At 70.5% G+C, this 22,665-nt stretch carries 19 protein-coding genes and 1 tRNA gene; 11 read left to right on the top strand and 9 right to left on the bottom strand.

Annotation, left to right across the window (positions count from 1 at the left end; genetic code table 11):
- Positions 1-508: 508 nt before the first annotated feature.
- Positions 509-1,339, bottom strand: coding sequence for an aldo/keto reductase (locus LQ757_RS18745; RefSeq protein WP_231048809.1), 831 nt, complete (start codon positions 1,337-1,339; stop codon positions 509-511).
- 180 nt (positions 1,340-1,519) lie between these two features.
- The gene (locus LQ757_RS18740; protein WP_231048808.1) at positions 1,520-2,134 is read right to left on the bottom strand and encodes a TetR/AcrR family transcriptional regulator; all 615 of its coding nucleotides are present in this window, start codon (positions 2,132-2,134) and stop codon (positions 1,520-1,522) included.
- Between the two features lie 98 nt (positions 2,135-2,232).
- Here LQ757_RS18740 and LQ757_RS18735 point away from each other — a divergent pair, with 98 nt between their 5' ends.
- Positions 2,233-3,606 (top strand): FAD-binding oxidoreductase, encoded by a 1,374-nt coding sequence (locus LQ757_RS18735; RefSeq protein WP_231048807.1) that lies wholly within the window; start codon positions 2,233-2,235, stop codon positions 3,604-3,606.
- A 54-nt stretch (positions 3,607-3,660) separates the two neighbouring features.
- Positions 3,661-7,683 carry an ATP-dependent RNA helicase HrpA gene (hrpA, locus tag LQ757_RS18730; RefSeq protein WP_231048806.1) on the top strand — a complete coding sequence of 1,341 codons (4,023 nt, stop codon included), beginning with the start codon at positions 3,661-3,663 and terminating at the stop codon, positions 7,681-7,683.
- 70 nt (positions 7,684-7,753) lie between these two features.
- Here the strand turns inward: hrpA and LQ757_RS18725 are convergent, their stop codons facing one another.
- Genes LQ757_RS18725 through LQ757_RS18715 form a run of 3 tightly spaced genes read right to left on the bottom strand, consistent with a single transcriptional unit; the run spans position 7,754 to position 10,461 of the window.
- Positions 7,754-8,563, bottom strand: a complete 810-nt coding sequence (locus LQ757_RS18725; RefSeq protein WP_443591852.1) for an amino acid ABC transporter ATP-binding protein — start codon at positions 8,561-8,563, stop codon at positions 7,754-7,756.
- Positions 8,560-9,558 carry an amino acid ABC transporter permease gene (locus LQ757_RS18720; RefSeq protein WP_231048805.1) on the bottom strand — a complete coding sequence of 333 codons (999 nt, stop codon included), beginning with the start codon at positions 9,556-9,558 and terminating at the stop codon, positions 8,560-8,562. The genes LQ757_RS18725 and LQ757_RS18720 overlap by 4 nt, the downstream gene beginning before the upstream one ends.
- 6 nt (positions 9,559-9,564) lie before the next feature.
- Complete coding sequence (locus LQ757_RS18715) at positions 9,565-10,461, bottom strand: ABC transporter substrate-binding protein (RefSeq protein WP_231048804.1); 897 nt, start codon at positions 10,459-10,461, stop codon at positions 9,565-9,567.
- A gap of 173 nt (positions 10,462-10,634) precedes the next feature.
- Between LQ757_RS18715 and LQ757_RS18710 the strand changes: the two genes are divergently transcribed.
- The 8 genes from LQ757_RS18710 (at position 10,635) to LQ757_RS18675 (ending at position 17,800) form a co-directional block, all read left to right on the top strand.
- Positions 10,635-11,843: an MFS transporter gene (locus LQ757_RS18710; protein ID WP_231048803.1), complete on the top strand. Its 1,209-nt coding sequence runs from the start codon at positions 10,635-10,637 to the stop codon at positions 11,841-11,843.
- 13 nt (positions 11,844-11,856) lie between these two features.
- Positions 11,857-12,690: an aldo/keto reductase gene (locus LQ757_RS18705; protein ID WP_231048802.1), complete on the top strand. Its 834-nt coding sequence runs from the start codon at positions 11,857-11,859 to the stop codon at positions 12,688-12,690.
- Positions 12,691-12,828: 138 nt separating this feature from the next.
- Positions 12,829-13,743: a DUF4349 domain-containing protein gene (locus tag LQ757_RS18700; protein ID WP_231048801.1), complete on the top strand. Its 915-nt coding sequence runs from the start codon at positions 12,829-12,831 to the stop codon at positions 13,741-13,743.
- Positions 13,744-13,752: 9 nt separating this feature from the next.
- Positions 13,753-14,916: an acyl-CoA dehydrogenase family protein gene (locus tag LQ757_RS18695; protein WP_231048800.1), complete on the top strand. Its 1,164-nt coding sequence runs from the start codon at positions 13,753-13,755 to the stop codon at positions 14,914-14,916.
- Positions 14,917-15,004: 88 nt separating this feature from the next.
- A complete protein-coding gene (locus tag LQ757_RS18690; RefSeq protein WP_231048799.1) occupies positions 15,005-15,178 on the top strand; it encodes a hypothetical protein in 174 nt (57 codons plus the stop codon).
- Between the two features lie 7 nt (positions 15,179-15,185).
- Complete coding sequence (locus LQ757_RS18685) at positions 15,186-16,064, top strand: alanyl-tRNA editing protein (RefSeq protein WP_231048798.1); 879 nt, start codon at positions 15,186-15,188, stop codon at positions 16,062-16,064.
- 44 nt (positions 16,065-16,108) lie between these two features.
- Positions 16,109-16,603, top strand: a complete 495-nt coding sequence (locus LQ757_RS18680) for a cation:proton antiporter regulatory subunit (protein ID WP_231048797.1) — start codon at positions 16,109-16,111, stop codon at positions 16,601-16,603.
- 12 nt (positions 16,604-16,615) lie between these two features.
- Positions 16,616-17,800: a cation:proton antiporter gene (locus tag LQ757_RS18675; RefSeq protein ID WP_231048796.1), complete on the top strand. Its 1,185-nt coding sequence runs from the start codon at positions 16,616-16,618 to the stop codon at positions 17,798-17,800.
- Here the strand turns inward: LQ757_RS18675 and LQ757_RS18670 are convergent.
- Positions 17,797-18,888, bottom strand: coding sequence for an LLM class flavin-dependent oxidoreductase (locus LQ757_RS18670; RefSeq protein WP_231048795.1), 1,092 nt, complete (start codon positions 18,886-18,888; stop codon positions 17,797-17,799). The two genes, LQ757_RS18675 and LQ757_RS18670, sit on opposite strands and share 4 nt — an antisense overlap.
- On the opposite strand from LQ757_RS18670, the gene LQ757_RS18665 reads away from it, so the two are divergent.
- Positions 18,811-19,737, top strand: a complete 927-nt coding sequence (locus LQ757_RS18665; RefSeq protein WP_308195669.1) for an NADPH-dependent F420 reductase — start codon at positions 18,811-18,813, stop codon at positions 19,735-19,737. The genes LQ757_RS18670 and LQ757_RS18665 overlap by 78 nt on opposite strands.
- 7 nt (positions 19,738-19,744) lie before the next feature.
- On the opposite strand, the gene LQ757_RS18660 is transcribed toward LQ757_RS18665, so the two are convergent.
- The 3 genes from LQ757_RS18660 to LQ757_RS18650 all read right to left on the bottom strand — a co-directional run bounded on the left by LQ757_RS18660 (position 19,745) and on the right by LQ757_RS18650 (position 22,647).
- Entirely contained in the window at positions 19,745-21,235 is a 1,491-nt protein-coding gene (locus LQ757_RS18660) for an MFS transporter (protein WP_231048793.1), read from the bottom strand.
- A 128-nt stretch (positions 21,236-21,363) separates the two neighbouring features.
- Positions 21,364-21,436: transfer RNA gene (locus LQ757_RS18655), tRNA-Ala, on the bottom strand.
- A gap of 155 nt (positions 21,437-21,591) precedes the next feature.
- The gene (locus tag LQ757_RS18650; protein WP_231048792.1) at positions 21,592-22,647 is read right to left on the bottom strand and encodes a hypothetical protein; all 1,056 of its coding nucleotides are present in this window, start codon (positions 22,645-22,647) and stop codon (positions 21,592-21,594) included.
- Positions 22,648-22,665 lie beyond the last annotated feature (18 nt).

The following is a 22,665-nucleotide window of genomic DNA, read 5'->3' as shown; positions in this document are numbered from 1 at the left end:
CAAAGGAATCCCACCCACTCCGAAAAGCAGGTCGGGGTTCAAAAAATTGGCATTGAACATAGTGCACGCTGTTGAGTTCTCAAGGAACGGACGCACCCGAGTTTCAGCCTCACGGCCTGCCCTCAGGGCAACCTATCTAATGTACCACTTCACGAACGGTTTCGGATACCAGTCCGAACTCCGCAGGCCGCATCTCACGACCAAGCCACGACTCGAAAGTCATGGCCCGTGCTTGGTGGAGGTTCTATCTTAGGCTTGAAATCACCGAGTCGCAATGCGACTTCGAGGCTATTTGGCTAAGATCTTCGTCTTCGCGGCCGGCTGGCTCTCGGCCCTTCCGCACCGCCGTGGCGACAAGAGAAAATCTACGTGGAACAGCGCGAGAGCGCCAAATCCGGCGTGCATCCCGGGCGTGTCGCAGCGAGTGCCGCATCACGCCCGGGACATCCGACGCCTGATCGCGTGCGAAATCGCCGCGCCACCCGCACGCCATTCGAGTACCGAGGGCTCAATTCACCGCATCGGGGTGAGACCCGCCGCGACCCTCGCGCTCGAGCGCCGTGATCGCCTGCATCTCGTCGTCGCCGAGTTCGAAGTCGAACACGTCGAAGTTCTGCTCCATGCGGGCACGACTCGTCGTCTTGGGGAACACGACGTATCCGCGCTGCAGGTGCCAGCGGATCACGACCTGCGCAGGGGACTTCCCATGCGCCTCCGCCGGGCCGACGATCTCGGGCAGCTCGAGGAGCGGGTACTTGCCCTGCCCGAGCGGTCCCCACGCCTCGACCGCGATGCCGTGGTCTGCCGCGAAGGCCGCGGTCTCGGGCTGCTGGTGCGCCGGGTGCAGCTCGATCTGGTCGACCGCCGGCACGACGGCCGTCTCGTCGAGCAGGCGCTCGAGGTGCGGCACGAGGAAGTTCGACACGCCGATCGAGCGAGCACGGCCCGACTCCCGGATCGCCTCGAGCGCCCGCCAGGTCTCGACGTAGCGGTCCTGCGCGGGCGTCGGCCAGTGGATCAGGTAGAGGTCGACGTAGTCGAGCCCGAGTCGCTCGAGGCTCGCGTCGAACGCGTCGAAGGCCGACTGCGTGCCGTGGTCGTCGTTCCAGATCTTGGTCGTGATGAAGAGCTCTTCACGCGAGACCCCGGAACTCGCGATCGCCCGCCCAACCCCTGCTTCGTTCCCGTAGATGCGGGCGGTGTCGATGTGGCGGTACCCGACCTCCAGCGCCTCGGCGACCAGGCGCTCGGTCTCGCCCGGGTCGACCTTGAACACGCCGAAGCCGAGCTGCGGGATCGAGTTGCCGTCGTTGAGTTGGATGCGGGGAACTGAAGTCATGGGATTCATCCCACCACGCGAGGAGCGGCATCCGACAGGTGGTTCGCTGCACGCGAATGCCAGCGCGTCAGCCGGTGGATGCCGCATCATCGGGCAGGAAGACACGTGCTACAGGCCGAAGATCACGACCGGCGCGACGATCCAGCGGCATGGTCTCAGCGGCAGGCGGGATGCCGCGGCTCAGGCCGCCGCGTCGGCCTCGGCATCGATGGCCGTGCGCGCGAGCGTTGCAGACATGAGCGCGGCCGCATCACCGGTCGCCATTCCGCTGCGGCGCACGAGCGTCTGCCATGTGCGGAAGTCGAGGGCGAGCGCGACCATCGCCCTGAGCCGTGGGGTCCGCGCCGCAACCGGCCACGCATCGACGAGGAGGTCGCGCATCGCGGCGATCGGCGCCCCCATGCGGAGCTCGTTCACCTCATGCAGCACCGGGTCGGTCTCGCCGTCGCGCAGCACATTGGCGACCAGGGTCTCGTGCTCCTCCCAGTACCGGTAGAGGCTGCCGAGGCCGAGCGCGGCGCGTGCCTCGGGGCCCGTCTCGGATACCACGGACGCAGGGTCGGGGAACGGGTGCTCGTCGAGGTGCTGTCCGGAGCAGGCGAGGAACAGCGCACGGTCATCGGGGAAGTGCCGGTACAACGTGCTGCGCTGAACGCCGGCGCGGTCGGCGACCGCACTGAAGGAGCTCGCTGCGGGCCCGACGGTGCGGTGCAGCTCGAGCGCCGCACCGACGATGCGCCGGCGGGTCTGCTCCTGCTGCTCGGCCCGCACCTTCTGCTCGTATCTCCGTGCCACCCCTTAATTCTACGCACATATCTGTTCGATCAATTGACGTCGCATTCCAATCGGCCTACTCTTTCGTCGAACATCCCCGTTCACTGAAAGGATGCACCATGACCCCCACCGACCGCCCGGGCACCACGTCGCCCGGCACCGACCTCCGCGTGCTCGCGCCGGGCGACCCCGGATGGAACGAGGCCCGCGCCACGTTCAACCTGCTCGACGACCAGCGCCCGGATCTCGTCGCGCTCCCCGAGAACCGCGACGATGTCGCCGCAGCCATCGCGCTCGCCCGGCGCGCCGGGCTCCGGGTCGCCGCGCAGGGCACCGGCCACGGAGCATCCGCTCGCGGTCCGCTCGACGGCACGATGCTGCTGAACACGTCGCGCATGACTGAAGTCGCGATCGACGCGGAGCGCCGACGCGTGCGCGTCGGCGCGGCCGCGAAGTGGGAGCACGTCGCGCCCCGCCTGTCGGAGCTCGGGCTCGCCGGCCTGCACGGCTCGTCACTCGACGTCGGCCTCGCCGGCTACTCGATGGGCGGCGGCATCGGGTGGCTCACGCGCAAGCACGGGCTGCAGACCAACGCCGTGCGGGCGATCGAGCTCGTGACCGCCGCGGGCGAGCACCTGCGCGTCGACGCCGACCACCACGCCGACCTGTTCTGGGCGCTGCGCGGCGGCGGCGGCAACTTCGGCGTGGTGACGGCCATCGAATTCGATGTCGTCCCGGTGCCCGAACTCACGTCGGGCTCGTACTTCTTCCCCGTCGAACGCGCCCGCGAGGTGCTGCACACGTGGACCGCGCTGCTGCCCACACTGCCGGAAGAGCTCACCACCTGGGTCACCGTGCTGCATTTCCCGCCCGCGGACGAGGTGCCCGCCGAGGTGCGCGCGCAGTCGTTCGTCATCCTCATGGCCGCCCACCTGGGGCCCGAGCGCGAGGCACGGCGGCTGCTGAAGCCGCTCGAGGAACTGGGGCCCATCATGGACACCCTCGGAGCGCAGTCGCCGATCGCCCTCGGCACGCTCGCAATGGATCCCGAGGATCCGCTTCCGTACCGCTCCACAACCGCGCTCGTCGACGAGCTCCCCGGCGACGCGATCGACGCGATCGCGCCGCTCACCGCCCCCGGGTCTCCGCTGGTGCTGATCCAGTTCCGCCACACCGGCGCGGGGTTCTCGCGGCGGCCGGATGGCGCGGGCGCACGGGCCACGCTGCCGGGCGAGATCCTCGTCTTCGGTCTCGCCGTCCCCGACGGTCCCGACGCGGACGTCACCGGACCGCTCGGCGCGCTCGACGCCGTCCTCGCCCCGCTGAAGGTCGGCGAATACCCCAACTTCGTCGAGCGACCCGTCGACGCCGGCCGGTTCTTCGACGACGCGACCTGGGCGCGGCTGCGCGCGATCAAGGACGCGTACGACCCCGGCGACCTGATACGCGGCAACCACCATGTTCCGGCCGGGGGCACATCCCTCGCGGCGTGAGCTGGCGCCTGGGGCCTGCTGGAATGAGGACGAGCGTCAGTAGGATTGAGGGCTATGCCTGCGCCCATTCCCGCGATCGCCTACCCCGCCGAGCTGCCCGTCTCGGGGCAGCGCGAGGAGATCGCGCGCGCCCTGCGCGACCACCAGGTCGTGATCGTCGCCGGTGCGACCGGCTCGGGCAAGACCACGCAGTTGCCGAAGATCTGCCTCGAGCTCGGCCGGGAGTCGATCGCGCACACGCAGCCGAGGCGCATCGCCGCCCGCACGATCGCCGAGCGCATCTCCGACGAGCTCGGCGTCGAGCTCGGCGGGCTCGTCGGCTACCAGGTGCGGTTCACCGACCGCGTCAGCGACGACACGCGCATCAAGGTGATGACCGACGGGATCCTGCTCAATGAGATCCATCGCGACCGCGAGCTCCGCCGCTACGACACGATCATCATCGACGAGGCGCACGAGCGAAGCCTCAACATCGACTTCCTGCTGGGCTACCTGAAGCGACTGCTCCCCCGGCGCCCCGACCTCAAGGTGCTCATCACGAGCGCGACGATCGACCCCGAGAGCTTCGCGAAGCACTTCACGGATGCCGCGGGACGGCCGGCGCCCGTGATCGAGGTCTCGGGGCGCACCTATCCGGTCGAGGTCCGCTACCGGCCGCTCGTCGCGGAGGCCGCCGGCGGAACCGGCGAGGACAGTGACGACGAGGGCGCGGCCGCCGACGACAAGGACGTGCAGCAGGGCATCCTCGACGCACTCGACGAACTGGAGCGCGAGTCATCCGGCGACGTGCTCGTGTTCCTCTCGGGCGAGAGCGAGATCCGCGACGCCGAGGCCGCGGTGCGAGCGCACGCGACCCGGCGCGGCGGGGCTGGCGAGACCGAGGTGCTGCCGCTCTACGGCCGACTCTCGTCGGCCGACCAGCACAGGGTGTTTGAGCCGTCGAAGGTCGCCGGCCTGAAGCGCCGTGTCGTGCTCGCGACGAACGTTGCCGAGACGAGCCTCACGGTGCCGGGCATCCGCTACGTCGTCGACGCGGGCACCGCGCGAATCAGCAGGTACTCGGTGCGGTCGAAGGTGCAGCGCCTGCCGATCGAGCCGATCTCGCAGGCCTCGGCCAACCAGCGATCCGGGCGTTCCGGGCGCACGAGCGACGGCATCGCCATCCGCCTCTACGCCGAGGACGACTTCGAGCGCCGACCCGAATTCACCGACCCCGAGATCCTGCGCACGAACCTCGCCGCCGTCATCCTGCAGATGGCGTCGCTCGGACTCGGTGCGATCGAGGAGTTCCCGTTCCTCACGCCGCCCGACGTCCGCGGCATCCGCGACGGCCTCGAGCTGCTGCGGGAGCTCGGGGCGCTCGACGACGGCGCTCACGGCGATGGCCCGCAGCTCACCCGGGTCGGCCGGCAGCTGTCACGGCTGCCGATCGAGCCGCGATTCGCTCGCATGGTGCTCGAGTCGAAGGCGCAGGGGGTCTCGCGCGAGGTGCTCGCGATCGTCGCGGGGCTCACCATCCAGGATCCCCGCGAACGCCCGCTCGAGCGGCGCGAGCAGGCCGACGGGTTCCATGCCCGATTCGTCGACCCGACGAGCGACTTCATCACCCTGCTGAACCTCTGGAACCACCTCGAGGCGCGGCAGCGCGAGCTCTCGGGCAGCGCCTTCCGCCGTATGTGCCGCGCCGAGTACCTGAACTACCTGCGCGTGCGCGAATGGCAGGACCTCTACCGCCAGCTCGTGCGGCTCGCGAAGCCGCTCGGCCTGCACGTGGCCCAGCAGGCGGGCGAGCCGAACGCCGACGGCATCCACCGTGCCCTGCTGGCCGGGCTGCTCTCGCAGCTCGGCCTGCGCGACGACGCGAAGACGTCGAGCGGTCGGGGCGGCGCGGGCGCCGCGCGCGAGAGCGAGCGCAAGGGTCGCCGACCGCAGGCCGAGTTCGTCGGCGCCCGCAACGCGCGGTTCGTCGTGTTCCCGGGCTCGGCGCTCGCGAAGAAGCCGCCGTCGGCACTCATGAGCACCGAGCTCGTCGAGACCAGCCGGCTCTTCGCCCGGATGAACGCGGCGATCGACCCCGCCTGGGCCGAGCATCTCGCCGGCCCGCTCGCCAAGCGCAGCTTCAGCGAACCGCGGTGGGAACGCCGACAGGGTTCCGCGGTCGCCGACGAGAAGGTCACGCTGTTCGGCGTGCCGATCGTCGCGAAGCGTCGCATCCAGCTCGCCCGGGTCGACCTGCCGCTCGCGCGCGAACTCTTCATCCGGCACGCCCTCGTCGACGAGGACTGGGACACGAGCCGCCTCGACAAGCGGCTCTTCGCGTTCGTGCGTGCGAACCGGGCGCTGCGCCGACAGTTGGGCGAGGTCGAGGAGCGCACCCGCCGGCGCGACATCCTCGCGGGCGACGAAGCGGTCGTCGCGTTCTACGAGACGCGAGTGCTGGCGGATGTCTCGGACACGCGCTCGTTCGAACGCTGGTGGCGCGGCGCGCACCGCACGACCCCCGAGTTGCTCTCGATGCGCGCGGCCGACCTCGTCGGCGACGATGAGGAGCAGGTGAGGGACGCCGGGTTCCCCGACCGCTGGCGCCAGGGCGACCAGACGCTCGCATTGCGCTACCGGTTCGAGCCGGGCGCCGACGACGACGGCGTGACCGTGCAGGTGCCGCTCGTGCTGCTCCCCCGGCTCGCGTCGACCGGGTTCGACTGGCAGGTGCCGGGCCTTCGCGACGAGCTCATCACCGCGATGCTGCGCACCCTGCCGAAGGTGCTGCGCCGGCAGGTCGTGCCCGCAGCCGAGTGGGCCGCGAAGATCTCGGCCGAGCTGCCCGACGGGCCCGAGCGCGGCGCCGAGCGCGAGGCCTTCGCGGCGACCCTCGGGCTGACGATCCGGCGGCTCACGTTCGCCCCCGTCGACCCGAGCGACTTCGACGTCGAGCGCGTGCCGCCCCATCTGAGGGTGACGTTCCGCGCGGTCGACGAACGCGGACGCACGCTCGGCTCCTCGAAGGACCTCGCCGAGCTTCAGACCCGGCTGGCCGACAAGGCCGCGAGCGCGGTCGCGTCGACGTTCGCCGCCGGCCGCGACGACGGCAGGCGCGATGAGCGGATGCCTCGTGGCCAGGCGGCCTCGCGGCCGGGCGCCGCGACGCCCGGTTTCGAGACGCCCGCTTCGCGGGCTCCTCAACCAGCGAACAGCGCTATCGCCGAGCGCGCGGGTATCACCACCTGGGAGTGGGACGAGCTTCCCTCCCACCTCGACACACGACAGGCGGGCAACGTCATCCGTGCGTACCCCGCGCTCGTCGACGAGGGGTCGTCGGTGGCCCTGCGCCTCGTCGCCACGGCCGAGGAACGCGATCGGGCCTCGCGGCGAGGCATCCGTCGCCTGCTCGTGCTCGTGACGCCGTCGCCCGTCCCCTACGTGCAGGAGCATCTCTCGAACGACGAGAAGCTGCAGCTCGCGGCGAGCAACTATGCGGGCACGCGCGCGCTGCTCGACGACTGCCTCGCGGCGTGCGTCGACGCCGAACTGCGCGGCCGGCATCCCGACGGGCTGCTGCGGTCGCGCGCCGAGTTCGAGGCCGTGCGCGACGCGATCGCCGTGAACATCATGGAACGCATGTTCGAGACGGTCTCGCTCGTCGCCCGCATCGTGAAGGCGTCGCGCGAGGCCGACCGTGCGATCGCCAAGGCGTCGAGCATGCACCTCATGGCAGCGCTCGGCGATGCGCGCGCCCAACTCGACGGCCTCGTGCCGGCCGGATTCGTCTCGACGACGGGGCTCGAGCGGTTGCGACACCTGCCCCGCTACCTCGAGGGCATCAGCCTGCGCGTGCGCAAGCTCGTCGAGAACCCCGGTCGCGACCGGCAGTCGATGAACCAGCTCGAGGGTTCGATCGGCGCGTTCGAGGCGGCCGGCGGCCGGATCCCGATCGACGGCGAGGCGCCCGAACGACTCGTCCGCGTGCGCTGGATGCTCGAGGAGCTGCGCATCGGCCTGTTCGCACAGGAGCTGCGCACCGCCGAGACGATCTCGCCGCAACGCATCGCGAAGGCGCTCGCGGCGCCGGTCGAGTAGCGCGAAGCGCGTATCGAGTCCTTCATGCGGGGTCTCGATACGGCGCTGCGCGCCTACTCGACCGACGGGGTCAGAGCACCTTCGAGAGGAACGCCTTCGTGCGCTCCCGCTGGGGATTCGCGAGCACCTCCCGCGGGTCGCCGGACTCGACGACGACGCCGCCGTCCATGAACACGAGCGTGTCGGCGACCTCTCGGGCGAAGCCCATCTCGTGCGTCACGACGACCATCGTCATGCCCGACGCGGCGAGGTTCTTCATGACGTCGAGCACCTCGCCCACGAGTTCGGGGTCGAGCGCCGAGGTCGGCTCGTCGAACAGCATGAGCTTCGGATCCATGGCGAGCGCGCGGGCGATCGCCACACGCTGCTGCTGCCCGCCCGAGAGGTGCGCCGGGTAGTAGTCGGCGCGTTCGGCGAGCCCCACCCTGGCGAGGAGCTCGTGGGCGCGGGCCTTCGCCTGCGCCTTCGACACGCCCTTGACCTGCACGGGCGCCTCCATGACGTTCTCGAGCGCGGTCATGTGCGGGAACAGGTTGAACCGCTGGAACACCATGCCGATGTCGCGACGCTGCTTCGCAGCGTCCTTCGGGTGCATCTCGTAGATCTTCTCGCCACCGTCGCGGTAGCCGACGAGCTGCCCGTCGACCGACAGACGGCCCGACGAGACCCGCTCGAGGTGGTTGATGCAGCGCAAGAACGTCGACTTGCCCGAGCCCGACGGTCCGACGAGGCACAGCACCTCGCCGCGCTTGACCTCGAGCGAGATGTCCTTCAGCACCTCGTTCGAGCCGAAGCTCTTCGAGACCGACTCGGCGAGCACCATGGGCGTCGTGTCTGCGCTGGACTGCGGCCGTGCGGCGGCTGTCATCTCGTCGCTCATCGTGCGTCACCTCCGTGTCGCAGGGAACCGGGATCGGCCTCGGCGTCGAGCTCGACGGCCGGCATCGCTCCGGTGGGCACCGTGCCCGCGGGGGTGTCGGGCCGGGCTCCGACGCCGCGTGCGTATCGCTTCTCGAGGAAGTACTGCCCGACCATGAGCACCGAGGTGACCGCGAGGTACCAGAGCGACGCCACGATGAGCAGCGGGATGGGGTTGAAGATCTCGACCGAGATGTCGCGCGACCTGGCGTAGAGCTCGAGCGTGAACGGCACGGCCGAGACGAGCGAGGTCGTCTTCAGCATCGAGATGACCTCGTTGCCCGTCGGCGGGATGATGACCCGCATCGCCTGCGGCAGGATGACCCGGCGCATGGTCTTGCCCCAGCTCATGCCGAGTGCCGTGGCGGCCTCGTTCTGCCCGGGGTCGACCGAGAGCAGGCCCGCCCGCACGATCTCGGCCATGTAGGCCGCCTCGTTGAGCGAGAGGCCGATGACGGCGATCCAGAACGCGTTCAGCGCCGCCGTCGTCGGGATCGAGACCCATGGTTCGGTGAAGGGGATGCCGATGTCGATCGTCTGGTAGATGATCGCGATGAGCCCCCAGAACACGAGCTGCACGTAGACCGGGGTGCCGCGGAAGATCCAGAGGTACACCCACGCGACCGATTTCACGACCGGGTTCTGCGACTGCCGCATGACGGCGAGCACGATGCCGAGCACGATCGCGATGATCATGGAGATCACCGTGAGCAGCAGGGTGAACACCGCGGCCTCGGAGATGCGCCGGTCGAACAGGTACTTGCCGACCGCGGGCCAATCGTAGGCCGTTCGCTGCGAGGCATCGATCACGAACAGCGCGACGAGCACGAGCAGCACGACCGCGAAGACCGCGCGCCACGGATGCCGCAGCCTGACGACCTTCGCCGGCGCCCGCTCGGGCGACCCGCCGGGCGGCGGGGTCGTCCCCACCGCCCGGCTGGAGTTGTCGATGGTCACGATCGCCTACGCGCCCGCGTTGATCTCGATGGTGTCGACACCGCCGGACTGGACGCCCCACGCGGTGAGGATCTCTTCATAGGTGCCGTCGTCGATGAGCGACTGGAGCGCCGCCTGCAAGGCCGCGGCGAGCTCGGAGCCCTTCGCGACCGGGATGCCGTACGGCGCCGAGTCGAACGTGTCGCCCGCGGGCTCGAGCTTGCCGTCGGTCTGCTCGATCGCGTACAGGGTGACGGGCGAGTCGGCGCTCATCGCGTCGGCCTGACCGAGCACGACGGCGTTGGCGGCGGCGTCCTGGGAGTCGAAGGGCAGGATCTCGATGGCGGGCTTGCCGGCGTCGAGGCAGGCCTGGTTCTTCGCGGGCAGCTCGTCGGTGTGCTCGTACGTCGTGGCCTGCACGGCGACCTTCAGGCCGCACGCGTCGTCGGGGTTCACGTCGCCTCCGGTGGGCTGCGCCCACTGGATGCCCGCCGTGAAGTAGTCGACGAAGTCGACCTGCTGCTGCCGCTCGGCGTTGTCGGTGAACGAGGACATGCCCATGTCGGCCTTGCCGCCCGTGATCGACGGGATGATGTTGTCGAACGTGGCGATCTGGTACTCGGCGCCCACGCCGAGCTTGGCGGCGATCGCGTCGGTGAGTTCGATCTCCCAGCCGACGGGCTGGCCCGACGCGTCCTTGAACTCGTTCGGCGGGTAGGCGGCGTCGGTGCCGACGATGAGCACGCCGGCCTCGGCGATGGCGTCGGGCAGCAGGGCGGCGGCCGCTTCGTCGATGGCCACGTCGGGCGCCGTCGTCGGTTCTGCGGTAGGGCTGCCGCCGCTGGTGTTGTCGACACAGCCGGTGAACAGGAGGGCGGCCGCGGCGGCGAACGCAGCGGGGATGAGCAGGCGTCGGGATTGCATTGGATTACCTCTGTCGTTGCGGTGAGACGGTCGACTGCAGGCCTCTATCCGGCCGCGTCGCCGACCCCGAGCCTACCCGCAACCGGCGGGCCGTCGCGGCGCCTGCGCGGCGTCGGATTCGCCCGTGCGGCGAATGCGCCCCGATCTGCCGCGGTCGCTAGAGTGGACGGACCGTGGGAAGCTACTCCGAACTCCTCAAGACCTCGGGCGTCGCTCGCATCATCGCCGCGCAGCTCACGGCACGATTCCCCTCGGGAATGCTCTCGCTCGCCTTTCTGCTGCATGTCGAGCAGCAGACCGGCTCGTACGGCGCCGCAGGCCTGGTGCTCGCCGCCACCTCGATCGGGCAGGCGGTCGCGGGTCCGCTGACGAGCCGACTCATGGGCCGCTTCGGCATGCGCCCGGTGCTGGTCTTCACACTCGTCATCTGCGCGTCCGCCGTGGTCGCGATCGGCGTGCTGCCGCTCACCGTTCCCCTCTACATGGCCGTCGGGCTGGTCGCCGGCCTCGCGACCCCGCCCGTGCAGCCCGCCGTGCGCACCATCTACCCGAAGATGGTGAACTCGCGCCAGCTCACCCCGCTGTTCTCGCTCGACGCCTCGGCACAGGAGATCATCTGGGTCGTCGGCCCCGTCGTCACGACGTTCGTCGCGACGCAGATCGGCACGCTCCAGGCGATCCTCCTCGCGGCGGCGATGATGGTCGGCGGCGGCATCTGGTTCATCTCTTCGCCCGAACTCGGCCGTGTGCGCATCCCACGATCCAAGCGCCGGTTCGGCGTCGTGCTCACGCGTCCGGCCGTCATGCTCGCGACCATCGTGGGCTTCCTGCTGATCGGCGCATGCGCGGCGCTCGAGGCCGGCGTCGTCGCGGTCTTCGGCCACGACGGCGCCGAGGCGGGCATCGTGCTCGCGATCTTCTCGGTCGGATCGCTCGCGGGCGGCCTGTTCCTCGGGCACGTGCCGATCGGGCCGTGGTCGACCGCCCGACGCCTGCTCATCGTCTTCGCGGGCATGGCGCTCGCCGCCTTCCTCATGGACTTCTGGTGGCTGTCGGTCACGCTCTTCGTCGCGGGCATCGGCATCGCGCCCGCGCTCGCAGTGCTCTTCGCGATCGTGTCGGCGAGCGTGAAGTTCAGCGACACCGCCGAGGCGTACGGCTGGGTCGGCACCGGTCAGCTCATCGGCGCCGCGCTCGGGTCGGCCGTGGCCGGGTTCCTCATCGACGCCTACAGCGCGCAGGGCGCGTTCTGGGCGGCCGCAGGCCTCGCACTGCTCGGCATGCTCGCCGCGGTCGTGGGGCGCCCGTGGCATCCCGACCTGCGCGGACGCGACGCGAGCCCCATTCCCGATACCGAGCCGGTGCCCCTGCAGCCCAGTTGAGAAAGGCCCACGGATGTCGCAGCCCACCACCCCCGTCCCGCTCCTGCCGCTCGCCGACGGCGCCGCGATCCCGCAGCTGGGCTTCGGCCTGTACAAGGTGCCGACGGGCGATGCCGTTCGGCTGTGCCTCGAGGCGATCGACGCGGGGTACCGCCACCTCGACACGGCAGCGCTCTACGGCAACGAACGCGAGGTCGGCGAGGCGGTTCGCTCCGCGCCCGTGCCGCGCGACGAACTGTTCGTCACGAGCAAGGTGTGGAAGGACGACAACGGCTACGACGAGACGCTGCGCGCGTTCGACGAGACGATGGCGCGATTCGCGCTCGAGTCGCTCGAGCTCTACCTGATCCACTGGCCGGTGCCCTCGACCGACCGCTACGTCGACACGTGGCGCGCGCTCGTGCGCCTGCAACGCGAGGGACGGGTGCGATCGATCGGCGTCGCGAACTTCCACGAGCACCACATCGAGCGCATCGTCGCCGAGACCGGGGTGACGCCCGTGGTCAACCAGGTGGAGTTGCATCCCTGGCTGCCGCAGGCCGCGCTCCGCGAATTCGACGCGGCACGGGGCATCCGCACCGAGGCGTGGTCCCCGCTCGCACGCGGTCGCATCCTCGGCGACCCGGTGCTCGACCGGCTCGCCGCGGCGCACGGGCTCACGCCCGCGCAGATCGTGCTGCGCTGGCATGTGCAACTCGGCAACATCGTCATTCCCAAGGCGTCATCGCCCGCGCGCATCCGCGAGAACCTCGATGTCTTCGACTTCGAACTGGGCGCCGACGACCTCGCCGCGATCGCGACGCTCGAGAGCGGCGAGCGCACGGGCCGCGACCCCGACTTCGACTGAGTCGCACCGACCTGAACGCACGGTTGCGTCCGAACGTTGGGGCCGTTCGCCGACTCCCAGCAAAGCGCAATCCGATCGTGACGGGACTCCCAGCCGGAGTCCAGACATCGGGTTCCGACCCGGCAATACCCTGTGCACATGAACCCCGTGCACCCGCGACGACTCGCACCCGCGGCAGCGGTCGTAGCCCTCATCGCCCTGCTCCTCGCCGGCTGTTCGATGGGCGCCGGGGAGTCGACCGCCCCGAGCGTCGGCACACCCGCCGAGGTCGCGCCCGCACCCGGCGAGGCCCGGGACCAGGCCGTCGAAGACGCCTCGGGCGGCGCCGCGCAGCCCGAGCCGCTCGTGCCCGACCGGAGCGTCATCACGACGGGAGTCATCTCGATCACGGTCGACGACCCGATCGCATCCGCCGAAGACGTCGCCGGCCTCGCCGACCGGGCGGGCGGCCGTGTCGAGAGCCGCACCGAGACACCGGGAACCGACACGCAGCAGCCGAGCGCGCAACTCGTGCTCCGCATCCCGGGCGACGAACTCGACGGGGTCGTCGACAGCCTGCGCGAGCTCGGCAGCGTGACCTCGGTGTCGATGAACGCGTCGGATGTCACGCAGCAGCGTCAAGACCTCGACGCGCGCATCGAAGCGCTCACGGCCTCGGTTGATCGCCTGCAGCAGCTGCTCTCGACCGCGACGAGCATCACCGACCTGATCGCGATCGAGTCCGAGCTGACGACCAGGCAGGCGGAACTCGACAGCCTCACCCAGCAGCGCGACTACCTGGTCGACCAGGTCGACTTCTCGACCGTCACGGTCGACCTCGTCACCGAGGAGGTCGCGCCCGAACCTCGCCCCGACGACTTCTGGAGCGGCGTGCTCGCCGGGTGGGCCGCCCTCACCGCGTTCGCCTCGTGGCTCGGCGTGGCGTTCGGCGTCATGCTTCCCTGGCTCGTCGCGCTGCTCGCCGTCGCGGCGATCGCCGCACTCATCATCGGGTTGGCGACACGCAGCAGGCGGCGCACGCCGACGCTGCCGCAGCAGGAGCCCCGGGCGTAGTCTGGCGGCGTGAGCGAGACGCCAGAGACCCTGCTGCACGACGACCTGCTCGAACGCATCCGCACCCGCGCGAGCGGATACGACCGCGACAACGCGTTCTTCACCGACGACTTCGCCGAGCTCGCCGATGCCGGATACCTGCGAGCGCTCGTGCCGGAAGACCTCGGCGGTCTCGGCTGGAGCCTCGCTGATGCCGTGCGTGCGCAGTTGCGACTCGCGGGCGCCGCCCCCGCCACGGCGCTCGCGGTGAACATGCACCTGGTCTGGACGGGGGTCGCGAAGGTGCTGCGCGATCGCGGCGACGACTCGCTCGAGTTCCTCATGCGCGAGGCCGGCGAGGGCGAGGTGTTCGGTTTCGGCATCAGTGAGGCCGGCAACGACCTCATGCTGTTCGGCTCGCGCTCGATCGCCGAACCGCAGCCCGACGGCGGCTACCGGTACACGGGTCGCAAGATCTTCACCTCGCTCTCACCCGCGTGGACCCGCCTGGGCACGATGGGACTCGACACGGCATCCGGCGACTCCCCGAAGATCGTCTACGGCTTCATCGACCGCGAAGACCCCGATGTGAAGGTGCTCGACGACTGGGACACCATGGGCATGCGGGCGACGCAGAGCCGCACCACCGTGCTCGACGGCGCGTACGCGGCATCCGATCGAATCGTTCGCCGCCTCGAGCCCGGGCCGAATGCCGACCCCTTCATCTTCGGCATCTTCGCGAGCTTCGAACTGCTGCTCGCCGGCGTCTACGCGGGCATCGGCGCTCGGGCGCTCGACCTCGCCGTCGCGGCCGCCCGGCGACGAACCTCGATGAAGTACGACGGCCGGCCGCTTTCGCAGGACCCCGACATCAGGTGGCGCATCGCCGACGCGGCGATCGCACAGGACGCGCTCCTGCCGCAGCTCGTCTCGCTGGCCCGCGACGTCGACGAGCAGGTCGACCACGGACCGCTCTGGTACGCGAAGCTCAGCAGCATGAAGGTGCGCGCCACCGAGACCGCGAAGCACGTGGTCGACCAGTCCGTGCGGGTCGGCGGCGGCTCGACGTACTTCGCCGGGTCCGAGCTCGGGCGCCTCTACCGCGACGTGCTCGCCGGCATCTTCCACCCCTCCGACGACGAGTCGGCGCACTCGACCGTCGCGAACGCCTGGCTCGGGCCGATCGAGGACTGAGCCCGCCCGACGTCGCCGCGCCGAGCGGCGGGCCACGGCTAGACTGTCGTGGGCGGCGATCGGCCGCCAGCGCACACTGGAGGTCGTTGTGAACGTCGTCGCCACCATCATCGCCATGGGATTCTTCGTCTTCGGCATGTGGCTCATGGGCACCGCGCCCGAGCTGGCGGACTTCCAGGCTGCGGTGTTCTTCGGGGGAATCCTGAGCGTCGCGCTCGCGGTCGCGATCCCGACCAGCATTCTCGGGCACTCCGAGAGCTGAGCCGCGCGTGACCCTGCCCACTGCAGACACCCGCGTCACCTACCCCGCCGGCGAACTCGAGACGACCGCACGCGTCGTGCACATCGCCCCCACCGGCGACGGGCGGCTCGCGATCATCAGCGACGTCACGAGCTTCCACCCCGTCGACGCGGCCTGGCCCGACCAGCCCGCCGACACCGGCACGATCCGCGCGGGCGGCGCCGAACTCGCCGTGCGCGACGCGGTCGTCGCGGCGACCGACGGCGAGGTGCTCGCGCTCGGCGCCGACATCCCGGTGCGCAAGGGCACCGAGGGCTGGGCGTTCCTCGTCGCGCACCTCGTCGGCGACGGCGCCGCGATCACCGAGGGCGACGAGGTCGTCATTCGAGCGGATGCCGCGACCCGCCGATCCCTCTCGCTCGGCCACACGGCGTGCCACGCGGCATCCCTCGCGCTCAATCAGGCGCTCGCAGGTCGATGGTCGAAGCAGGCGCGCACCGACGCGCTCGGCAATCCCGACTTCGACGGCATCGCGATCGCCTCGAGCCGCATCGAGCCGAACGGCTCGATCGACCGCTATCGACTCAACAAGTCGCTGCGTCGGGCCGGCTTCGATGTCACGGGCCTCGCCGATGGACTCGAGGCGCTCGCCGACGCCGTCACCCTGACGATGGCCGAGTGGGCCGCGGCCGGGGCATCCGTGCACGTCGAACGCGACGGCGACCTGCTCACCGACCGCCGCCGCTGGGTCGCCGAACTCCCGGCCGGCGTGGCGCGCATCGACTGCGGCGGAACGCACGTCGCATCGCTCGCGGACGTCGCCGGGGCCCGGGTCTCGTTCGAGCTCGACGACGACCAGGGAACACCGATCCTCAGCATGCGCACCCGGGTCGCGGCCGATCGCTGAGCGGTGCGGGCGATGAGACCCCCGCACGGGGTTACGATACGTGCGTGGGTGTTCATATCGAGAAAGTCGATCTGCCCGGCATCGGCATCAGACACGACCTCGTCACCGAAGGCGGTCGACGCATCAGCGTGGTCTCGCACCGCGACGGCGAGCGCGACCTCGGCCTCTTCGACCTCGACGACCCCGATGCGTGCCGCTACAGCATTCCGCTGAACGACGACGAGGCCGCGGCGCTCGCCGACGTGCTCGGCGCCTCGGTGATGCTCAGCCGGCTCACGAGCCTCAGCGACGAGACCGCGGGGCTCTACACCGAGCAGATCGCACTGCCGACCGACTCGCCCTACCTCAATCGCACTCTCGGTGCCACGAAGGCACGCACGCGCACGCACGCGTCGATCGTCGCGATCGTGCGCGACGGCGCCATCATCCCCTCACCCACGCCGGCCGAACCGCTGCGCGCGGGCGACGTCATCGTCGTCGTCGGAACACGTGAAGGACTCGATGGAGTAGCACGGCTGCTCGCCAACGGCCCCGACTGAACGGGAGCCGGCATGCACGAGACCACGCTGCTCCTCATCGAAGTCGGCGCGCTGCTTCTCGCCATGAGCCTGCTCGGGCGCCTCGCGCTCCTCCTCGGCATCTCGCCGATCCCGTTCTACCTCGTCCTCGGCCTCGCGTTCGGCGAAGGCGGACTCGTCGAACTCGACGCGAGCGCCGAGTTCTTCCAGGCCGGTGCCGAGATCGGCGTCATCCTGCTGCTCGCACTGCTCGGGCTCGAGTACACCGCGGCAGAGCTGTTCGGCAGCCTGAAGTCGGCGCGCACGGCGGGCATCGTCGACGCACTGTTCAACGCGCTGCCCGGCGCCGCGATGGCGCTGCTGCTCGGATGGGGCCCGGTCGCGGCGGTCGCCCTCGCCGGGGTCACGTGGGTCTCGTCGTCGGGCGTCATCGCGAAGCTGCTGCGCGACCTCGGGCGACTCTCGAACCGCGAGACGCCGGCGATCCTCGCGGTGCTCGTGATCGAAGACCTCGCGATGGCCTTCTACCTGCCCGTGCTGTCGGCGATCGTGATCGGCGTCAGCCTGCTGCAGGGCGCGATCGCCGTCGCCGTCGCCGTGGGCGTCGTGGCCGTGATCCTCTACGTCGCGCTGCGGCACGGGCACGTCGTGTCGCGGCTGTTCCCCGCCGACCAGTACGAGCCGCTGCTGCTCGGCGTGCTCGGACTCACGATGCTCGTCGCGGGCGTCGCCGCCGAAGTCGGCGTGTCGGCCGCGGTCGGCGCGTTCCTCGTGGGCATCGCCCTCTCGGGCCGCGTCGCCGAGAACGCGAGCACCGTGCTGACGCCGCTGCGCGACCTGTTCGCGGCGATCTTCTTCGTGTTCTTCGGCCTCACGACCGATTCGACGGCGCTCGTCTCGGTGCTGCTGCCCGCGCTCGCCCTCGCGATCGTCACCATCATCACGAAGCTCGTCACGGGGGCGTACGCCGCCCGGCGTGCAGGGGTCGGGACGCTCGGCCAGTGGCGTGCCGGCCTCTCGCTCGCGCCCCGCGGCGAGTTCTCGATCGTCATCGCGGGCCTCGCCGTCGGTGCGGGAGTCGCGCCTGAACTCGCGCCGCTCGCCACGGCGTACGTGCTCATCACGATCCTCGCGGGCACGTTCCTCGCTCGGCTCCCCGATGTCTCGTGGTTCCGCGCGGCGGTGCTGCGCAAGCGCCGTACGGGCGCGGCGGCCTAGCTGCTCGCTGCGGCGGCGTCGATCGCCGCGTCCTCCGCGTCTTCCGCGTCGGAGAGCGCGAGCAGCTCGCGAACGCGCGGCACCACCTGGGTCGCGTAGCGCTCGATGCTCAACATGAGCTCGTCGTGCGGCAGCGGGCCGTTCGAGTACTTCATATCGAAGCGGGTCGCGCCGAGGGTGCGCATGGCGCCGGCGATCTTCTGCGCGACGGACTCCGGCGAGCCGACGTAGAGCGATCCGTTGGCCGAAGCCTCGCCCTCGAAGTGCTCGCGCGTCGCCGGTGCCCATCCGCGCTCGCGGCCGATGCGGTCGATGTATCCCTTGTAGTACGGCCAGAGGGTGTCGCGGGCCTGCTCGTCGGACTCGCCGATGTAGCCCGGCGAATGGATCGCGATGGGCTGCGACGGCTGCCCGAACTGCTCGAGTGCCTTGCGGTACAGGTCGGCAAGCGGAGCGAACCGAGCGGGGCTGCCGCCGATGATCGCGAGCACGAGGGGCAGGCCGTAGTGCGCGGCGCGCACGACCGACTCCGGGCTTCCGCCCACGCCGACCCAGGTCTTCAGCCGCCCGTGCTCGACGGGCGGGAAGACGAGCTGGTCGGTCAGCGGCGCGCGCAGCTCACCGGTCCACGTCACCGGTTCCTGCGGCAGCAACGCCGTGAACAGGTTGAGCTTCTCTTCGAAGAGCTCCTGGTACTGGCCCAGCTCGAAACCGAACAGGGGGAACGACTCGATGAACGAGCCGCGCCCGAGGATGACCTCGGCGCGACCGTTCGAGATCGCGTCGAGCGTCGAGAAGCGCTGGAACACACGCACTGGGTCATCGGAGCTCAGCACCGTGACGGCCGAGCCGAGGTGGATGCGCTCGGTGCGGCTCGCGATGGCCGCGAGCACGACCTCGGGCGCCGAGACGGCGAACTCGTGCCGATGGTGCTCGCCGATGCCGAAGAAGTCGAGCCCGAGCCGATCGGCCAGCTCCGCCTCCTCGACCACGTTGCGCAGGGTCTGCGCGTGCGACAGCGGGGAGCCGTCGGCGCCGACGGTGACATCGCCGAACGTGTCGAGTCCGAATTCGTAGCGCTCGGTCATGTGCAGTCCCCATTTCCACGTCTTCGATGCGTTCGCATCCATGTGCGGCCAACCCCCGACGAGCCGAGACTATTCCCTGCGGCCGCGCCCGGGAATGACTCGAACACTCCCGGCGTTCCAACCCATGACAACGCATCGACCGCGCGTCGGGGCATCCGATATCGAGGTCTGCACACGAAGTGGGAGCATGGAACTGTGACGGATCGACCGGTGATCGGAATCTTCGGAGCTGGCAAAGTGGGCACCGCGCTCGCGCGCCTGCTCGTGGCATCCGGTCATGAAGTGCTGATCGCCGGCTCGCCGCGGCAGACCGCGCTCGACCTGCTCGTCGGGGTCGTCGCGCCCGGCGCCCACGTCGTGCAGCCCGAAGAACTCGCCGACCGCGCGCACATCGTCGTCGTCGCGGTGCCGTTCGGCAAGGCCACCACCGTGCCCTGGCACCTGTTCGACGATCGCGTTGTCGTCGACGCCATGAACTACTGGCCGCCCGTCGACGGCAACATCGCCGAGGTCGACGCCGACCCCCGCACGACGAGCGAGCAGAACGCCGCCCGCAATCCCCGCGCCCGGGTCGTGAAGTCGCTCAACCACCTCGGCTACCACGAGATGGAGGACGACAGCATGCCCGCCGGCTCGCCCCTGCGCCGCGCTCTGGCCGTCGTCGGCGACGATCCCGACGCGCGCGCCGAGGTGGCCGCGCTCATCGACGCGATCGGGTTCGACCCGGTCGACGGCGGTGCGCTCGAGCACGGCGAAGCGCTGCAGCCGGGTCATCCGGCCTTCGGTCGTGAGCTCTCGGCGGCCGAACTCGCGGCCCTGCTCACCCCTGCCGCGAACCTCGCCGCCTGAGCGCTGGTCAGTCTTCGGGCGCGGGCTCGCCCAGCGCGGTCCGCTGGCGCCCGCGCGCGCCCAGGTCGAGCACGCCGATCGCGAAGGCGACCGCCACGAGCACGGCGACCGCGAGCATGCCGAACCCGTAGGCGTCGCGGTAGACCGCGAGGTCGGGTGAGCCGCTCGACTCGCGATAGATGGTCGAGTAGAACAACGACAGCGTCACCGCAGTGCCGATGGCCGTGCCGACGCGCTGGCCGAGCTGGCCGACCGAGCCGGCGAGGCCACCCTGCTTCACGGGCACGTCGGCGAGCGCGAGCGTCTGGTTCGGCGAGATGACGAATCCGCCGCCGGCCCCGCTGAAGATCATCGCCGCGGCGATCGCCCATGGCGTGATCTCGGGCGGCGTGACGAAGACGACGAGCACTGACAGGCCGACGCCGACGAGCAGCAGGACGAGGCCCCAGACCACGAGCGGACGGCCCAGCCGGTTGACGAGGTTGCCACCGACCCACGACGTGACCGCGCTGATGAGTGCGAAGCCGATGGTGACCATGCCGGCGTAGACCGCCGCGAGCCCGAGGCCGTGCTGCAGGTAGAGCGTCGTGAGCAGGAACATCGGCGGGACGGCCGCGAAGTACACCGCCGAGAGCATCGTGCCGTTGCGGTACGAGGTGATGCCGAACAGGTTGAGCGGCACGAGCGGATGCTTGCCTGTACCCGCGTAGCGTCGCTCCCAGGCGAGGAACGCGGTGAATGCCAGCACGAATACCACCAGCACCCACCACCTGCTCGGGTCGTCGTCAGGCGACCCGGTCGTGAACAGGAACGGCCACATGAGCGAGAACACGCTGATCCCGAAGAGCACGAGGCCGACGGGATCGAGGGAGAGCGGCTTGTCGGAAGGATGCCGCGTCAGCGGCAGGAACCAGATCGCGAGGGCGATGGCGGCGAGGGCGAGGGGCACGTTGATCCAGAAGATGCCGCGCCAGCCGTCTTCGGGCCCGCCGATGGCGATCATGAGTCCGCCGAGGGTGGGCCCGAACGCCGTCGCGAGGCCGATGGTGGCACCGAACAGGCCGAACGCCTTGCCGCGCTCCTTGCCCCGGAAGAGCTCTTGGATGAGGCCGAGCACCTGCGGCATCTGGATTCCCGCCGCGACGCCCTGCAGCAGCCGCGCGATGAGCAGCACGGTCGCGTTCGGCGCGAGCGCGGCGACGAGGCTCGTGAGGGTGAACAGGCTCAGCCCGACGACGAAGAGGGTCTTGCGTGAGCGCTGGTCGCCGATGCGACCCGCCGGCACGAGCGTGAGTCCGAACGTGAGCACGTAGCCCGCGACGATGAGCTGCAGCTCGGTCGACCCCGCGTTGAACGCGTCTTCGATGGCGGGCAGGCCGACGTTGACCTTCGACAGGTCCATGATCGTGAGGGCCGCGACCGCCACGCATACCCAGTACGCACGCCAGCGGTGCTGTTCGGAGATCGGGATCGACCGGGTGGCGGTTGATTCAGTCATCGGGATTCAGCCTACGCCGGGCCCGCGCCGGTGCCCGCCGACACGGTTCGGCGCATGGATCGTCGCGGCGGGACCACGTCGGGAACCACGAAGGCCGGCACTCGAGTGAGTACCGGCCTCGGAATCTGTGGACCCAGGGGGATTCGAACCCCCGACCTTCTCATTGCGAACGAGACGCGCTACCAACTGCGCCATGGGCCCGAGCGAGAACGAGCCTATCATCCCGCGCGGGGTGGTTCGGACCACCGGCGTGCGCTCCCCGGGCGCGAACGTTCCGAGGGTGCTTCGGCGCCATCTCGAGCCGTTGCCGGCCCGAATCTGGCGCGATCGCACCCCCGGAACGGGAGATGCGCCGCTCAGCCGACCGCGCGGCGGCGGCGCAGCACGGCGTCGAGGTCGTCGAGCGCCGGCCGGGCGTCGTCGACGATGCCCATGCGCGCATACGGGTTGGCCGGCTCGCTCGCGGCGGGTTCGGCCGCCGAAGGCGCCGGTGCGGATGCCGCGGGGCGGAGCTTCGGCACGTCGGGCGCGAGCCGCTCGGCGCGCCGGGCGACCGTGGCCGCGGCCTCGGCCCGCTTGAGCTCGGCGGCCGCCTCGATCGACGCCATCGCCGTCGCCGCGATCGTGCCGCGCGAGAGATGCAGGGGCCGCGGCAGCGGCTGCGGGGTCCATCCTTCGGCGCTCTCGTCGTCGGACAGCTCGATCGGTTCGAACGACTCTGGCGCCACTTCGACGGGCTCGACCGCGGGTGCACTCGGCATGCGCACCCGCGCGAGCGCGACGATACCGGCGAACGCCGCGACCGCTACTCCCCCGGCGATCGCGGCGATCACCAGGGTCGCGCCGAAGGCTGCGGCGATGAGGCCACCCACGGCGGTGAGCAGCGCGAGCAGGAATGTCAGCGAGCACGCCGCACGCTTGCGCCGAAGCGAACGCCTCGCCGCGCGAACGGCTTCGAAGGAAGGAGCGGCGTCGAGCGCAGAGGCGGCGTTGAGTGCCGAGTCGTGGCCCGCACCGGACCCCGCATCGGCCACCACCGCGATCGGCTCGGTCACCGGGGCGTGCGCAGCCAGTGCCGCCGCCGCACGCGAGCGCGCCGCATCGGCCGCATCTTCGGCCTCACGCCGCTCGGCGATCGCGAGCTGCTCGGCCGCCTCGGCGGCGAGCCGTGCGGCCTCCTGGTGCTCGTGCAGGATGCGCTGCTGCGACACGACCTCGCGAGCCGTGGCCTCGATTCGTACCGGCTCGGGGGTCTCGGCGGTCTCGGCGAGGATGCGCAGGGTCTGCTGCAGGCGCACCGCGTTGCGCTCGGTGGCGAGATACTGCCGGCGCCCGAGCCAGCTCGGCAGGAGGTACGCGATCCACAGCGCGGCCGCCACCGCGACCAGGATCCCCCCGCCGATCACATCCATGCGACAACGCTAGGACAC

Origin of the sequence: Agromyces cavernae, from assembly GCF_021044935.1 — a bacterium.
Lineage (GTDB): Bacteria > Actinomycetota > Actinomycetes > Actinomycetales > Microbacteriaceae > Agromyces > Agromyces cavernae.
The sequence above is the reverse complement of the archived record's forward strand: the minus strand, read 5'-3'. Positions and strand labels throughout refer to the sequence as shown.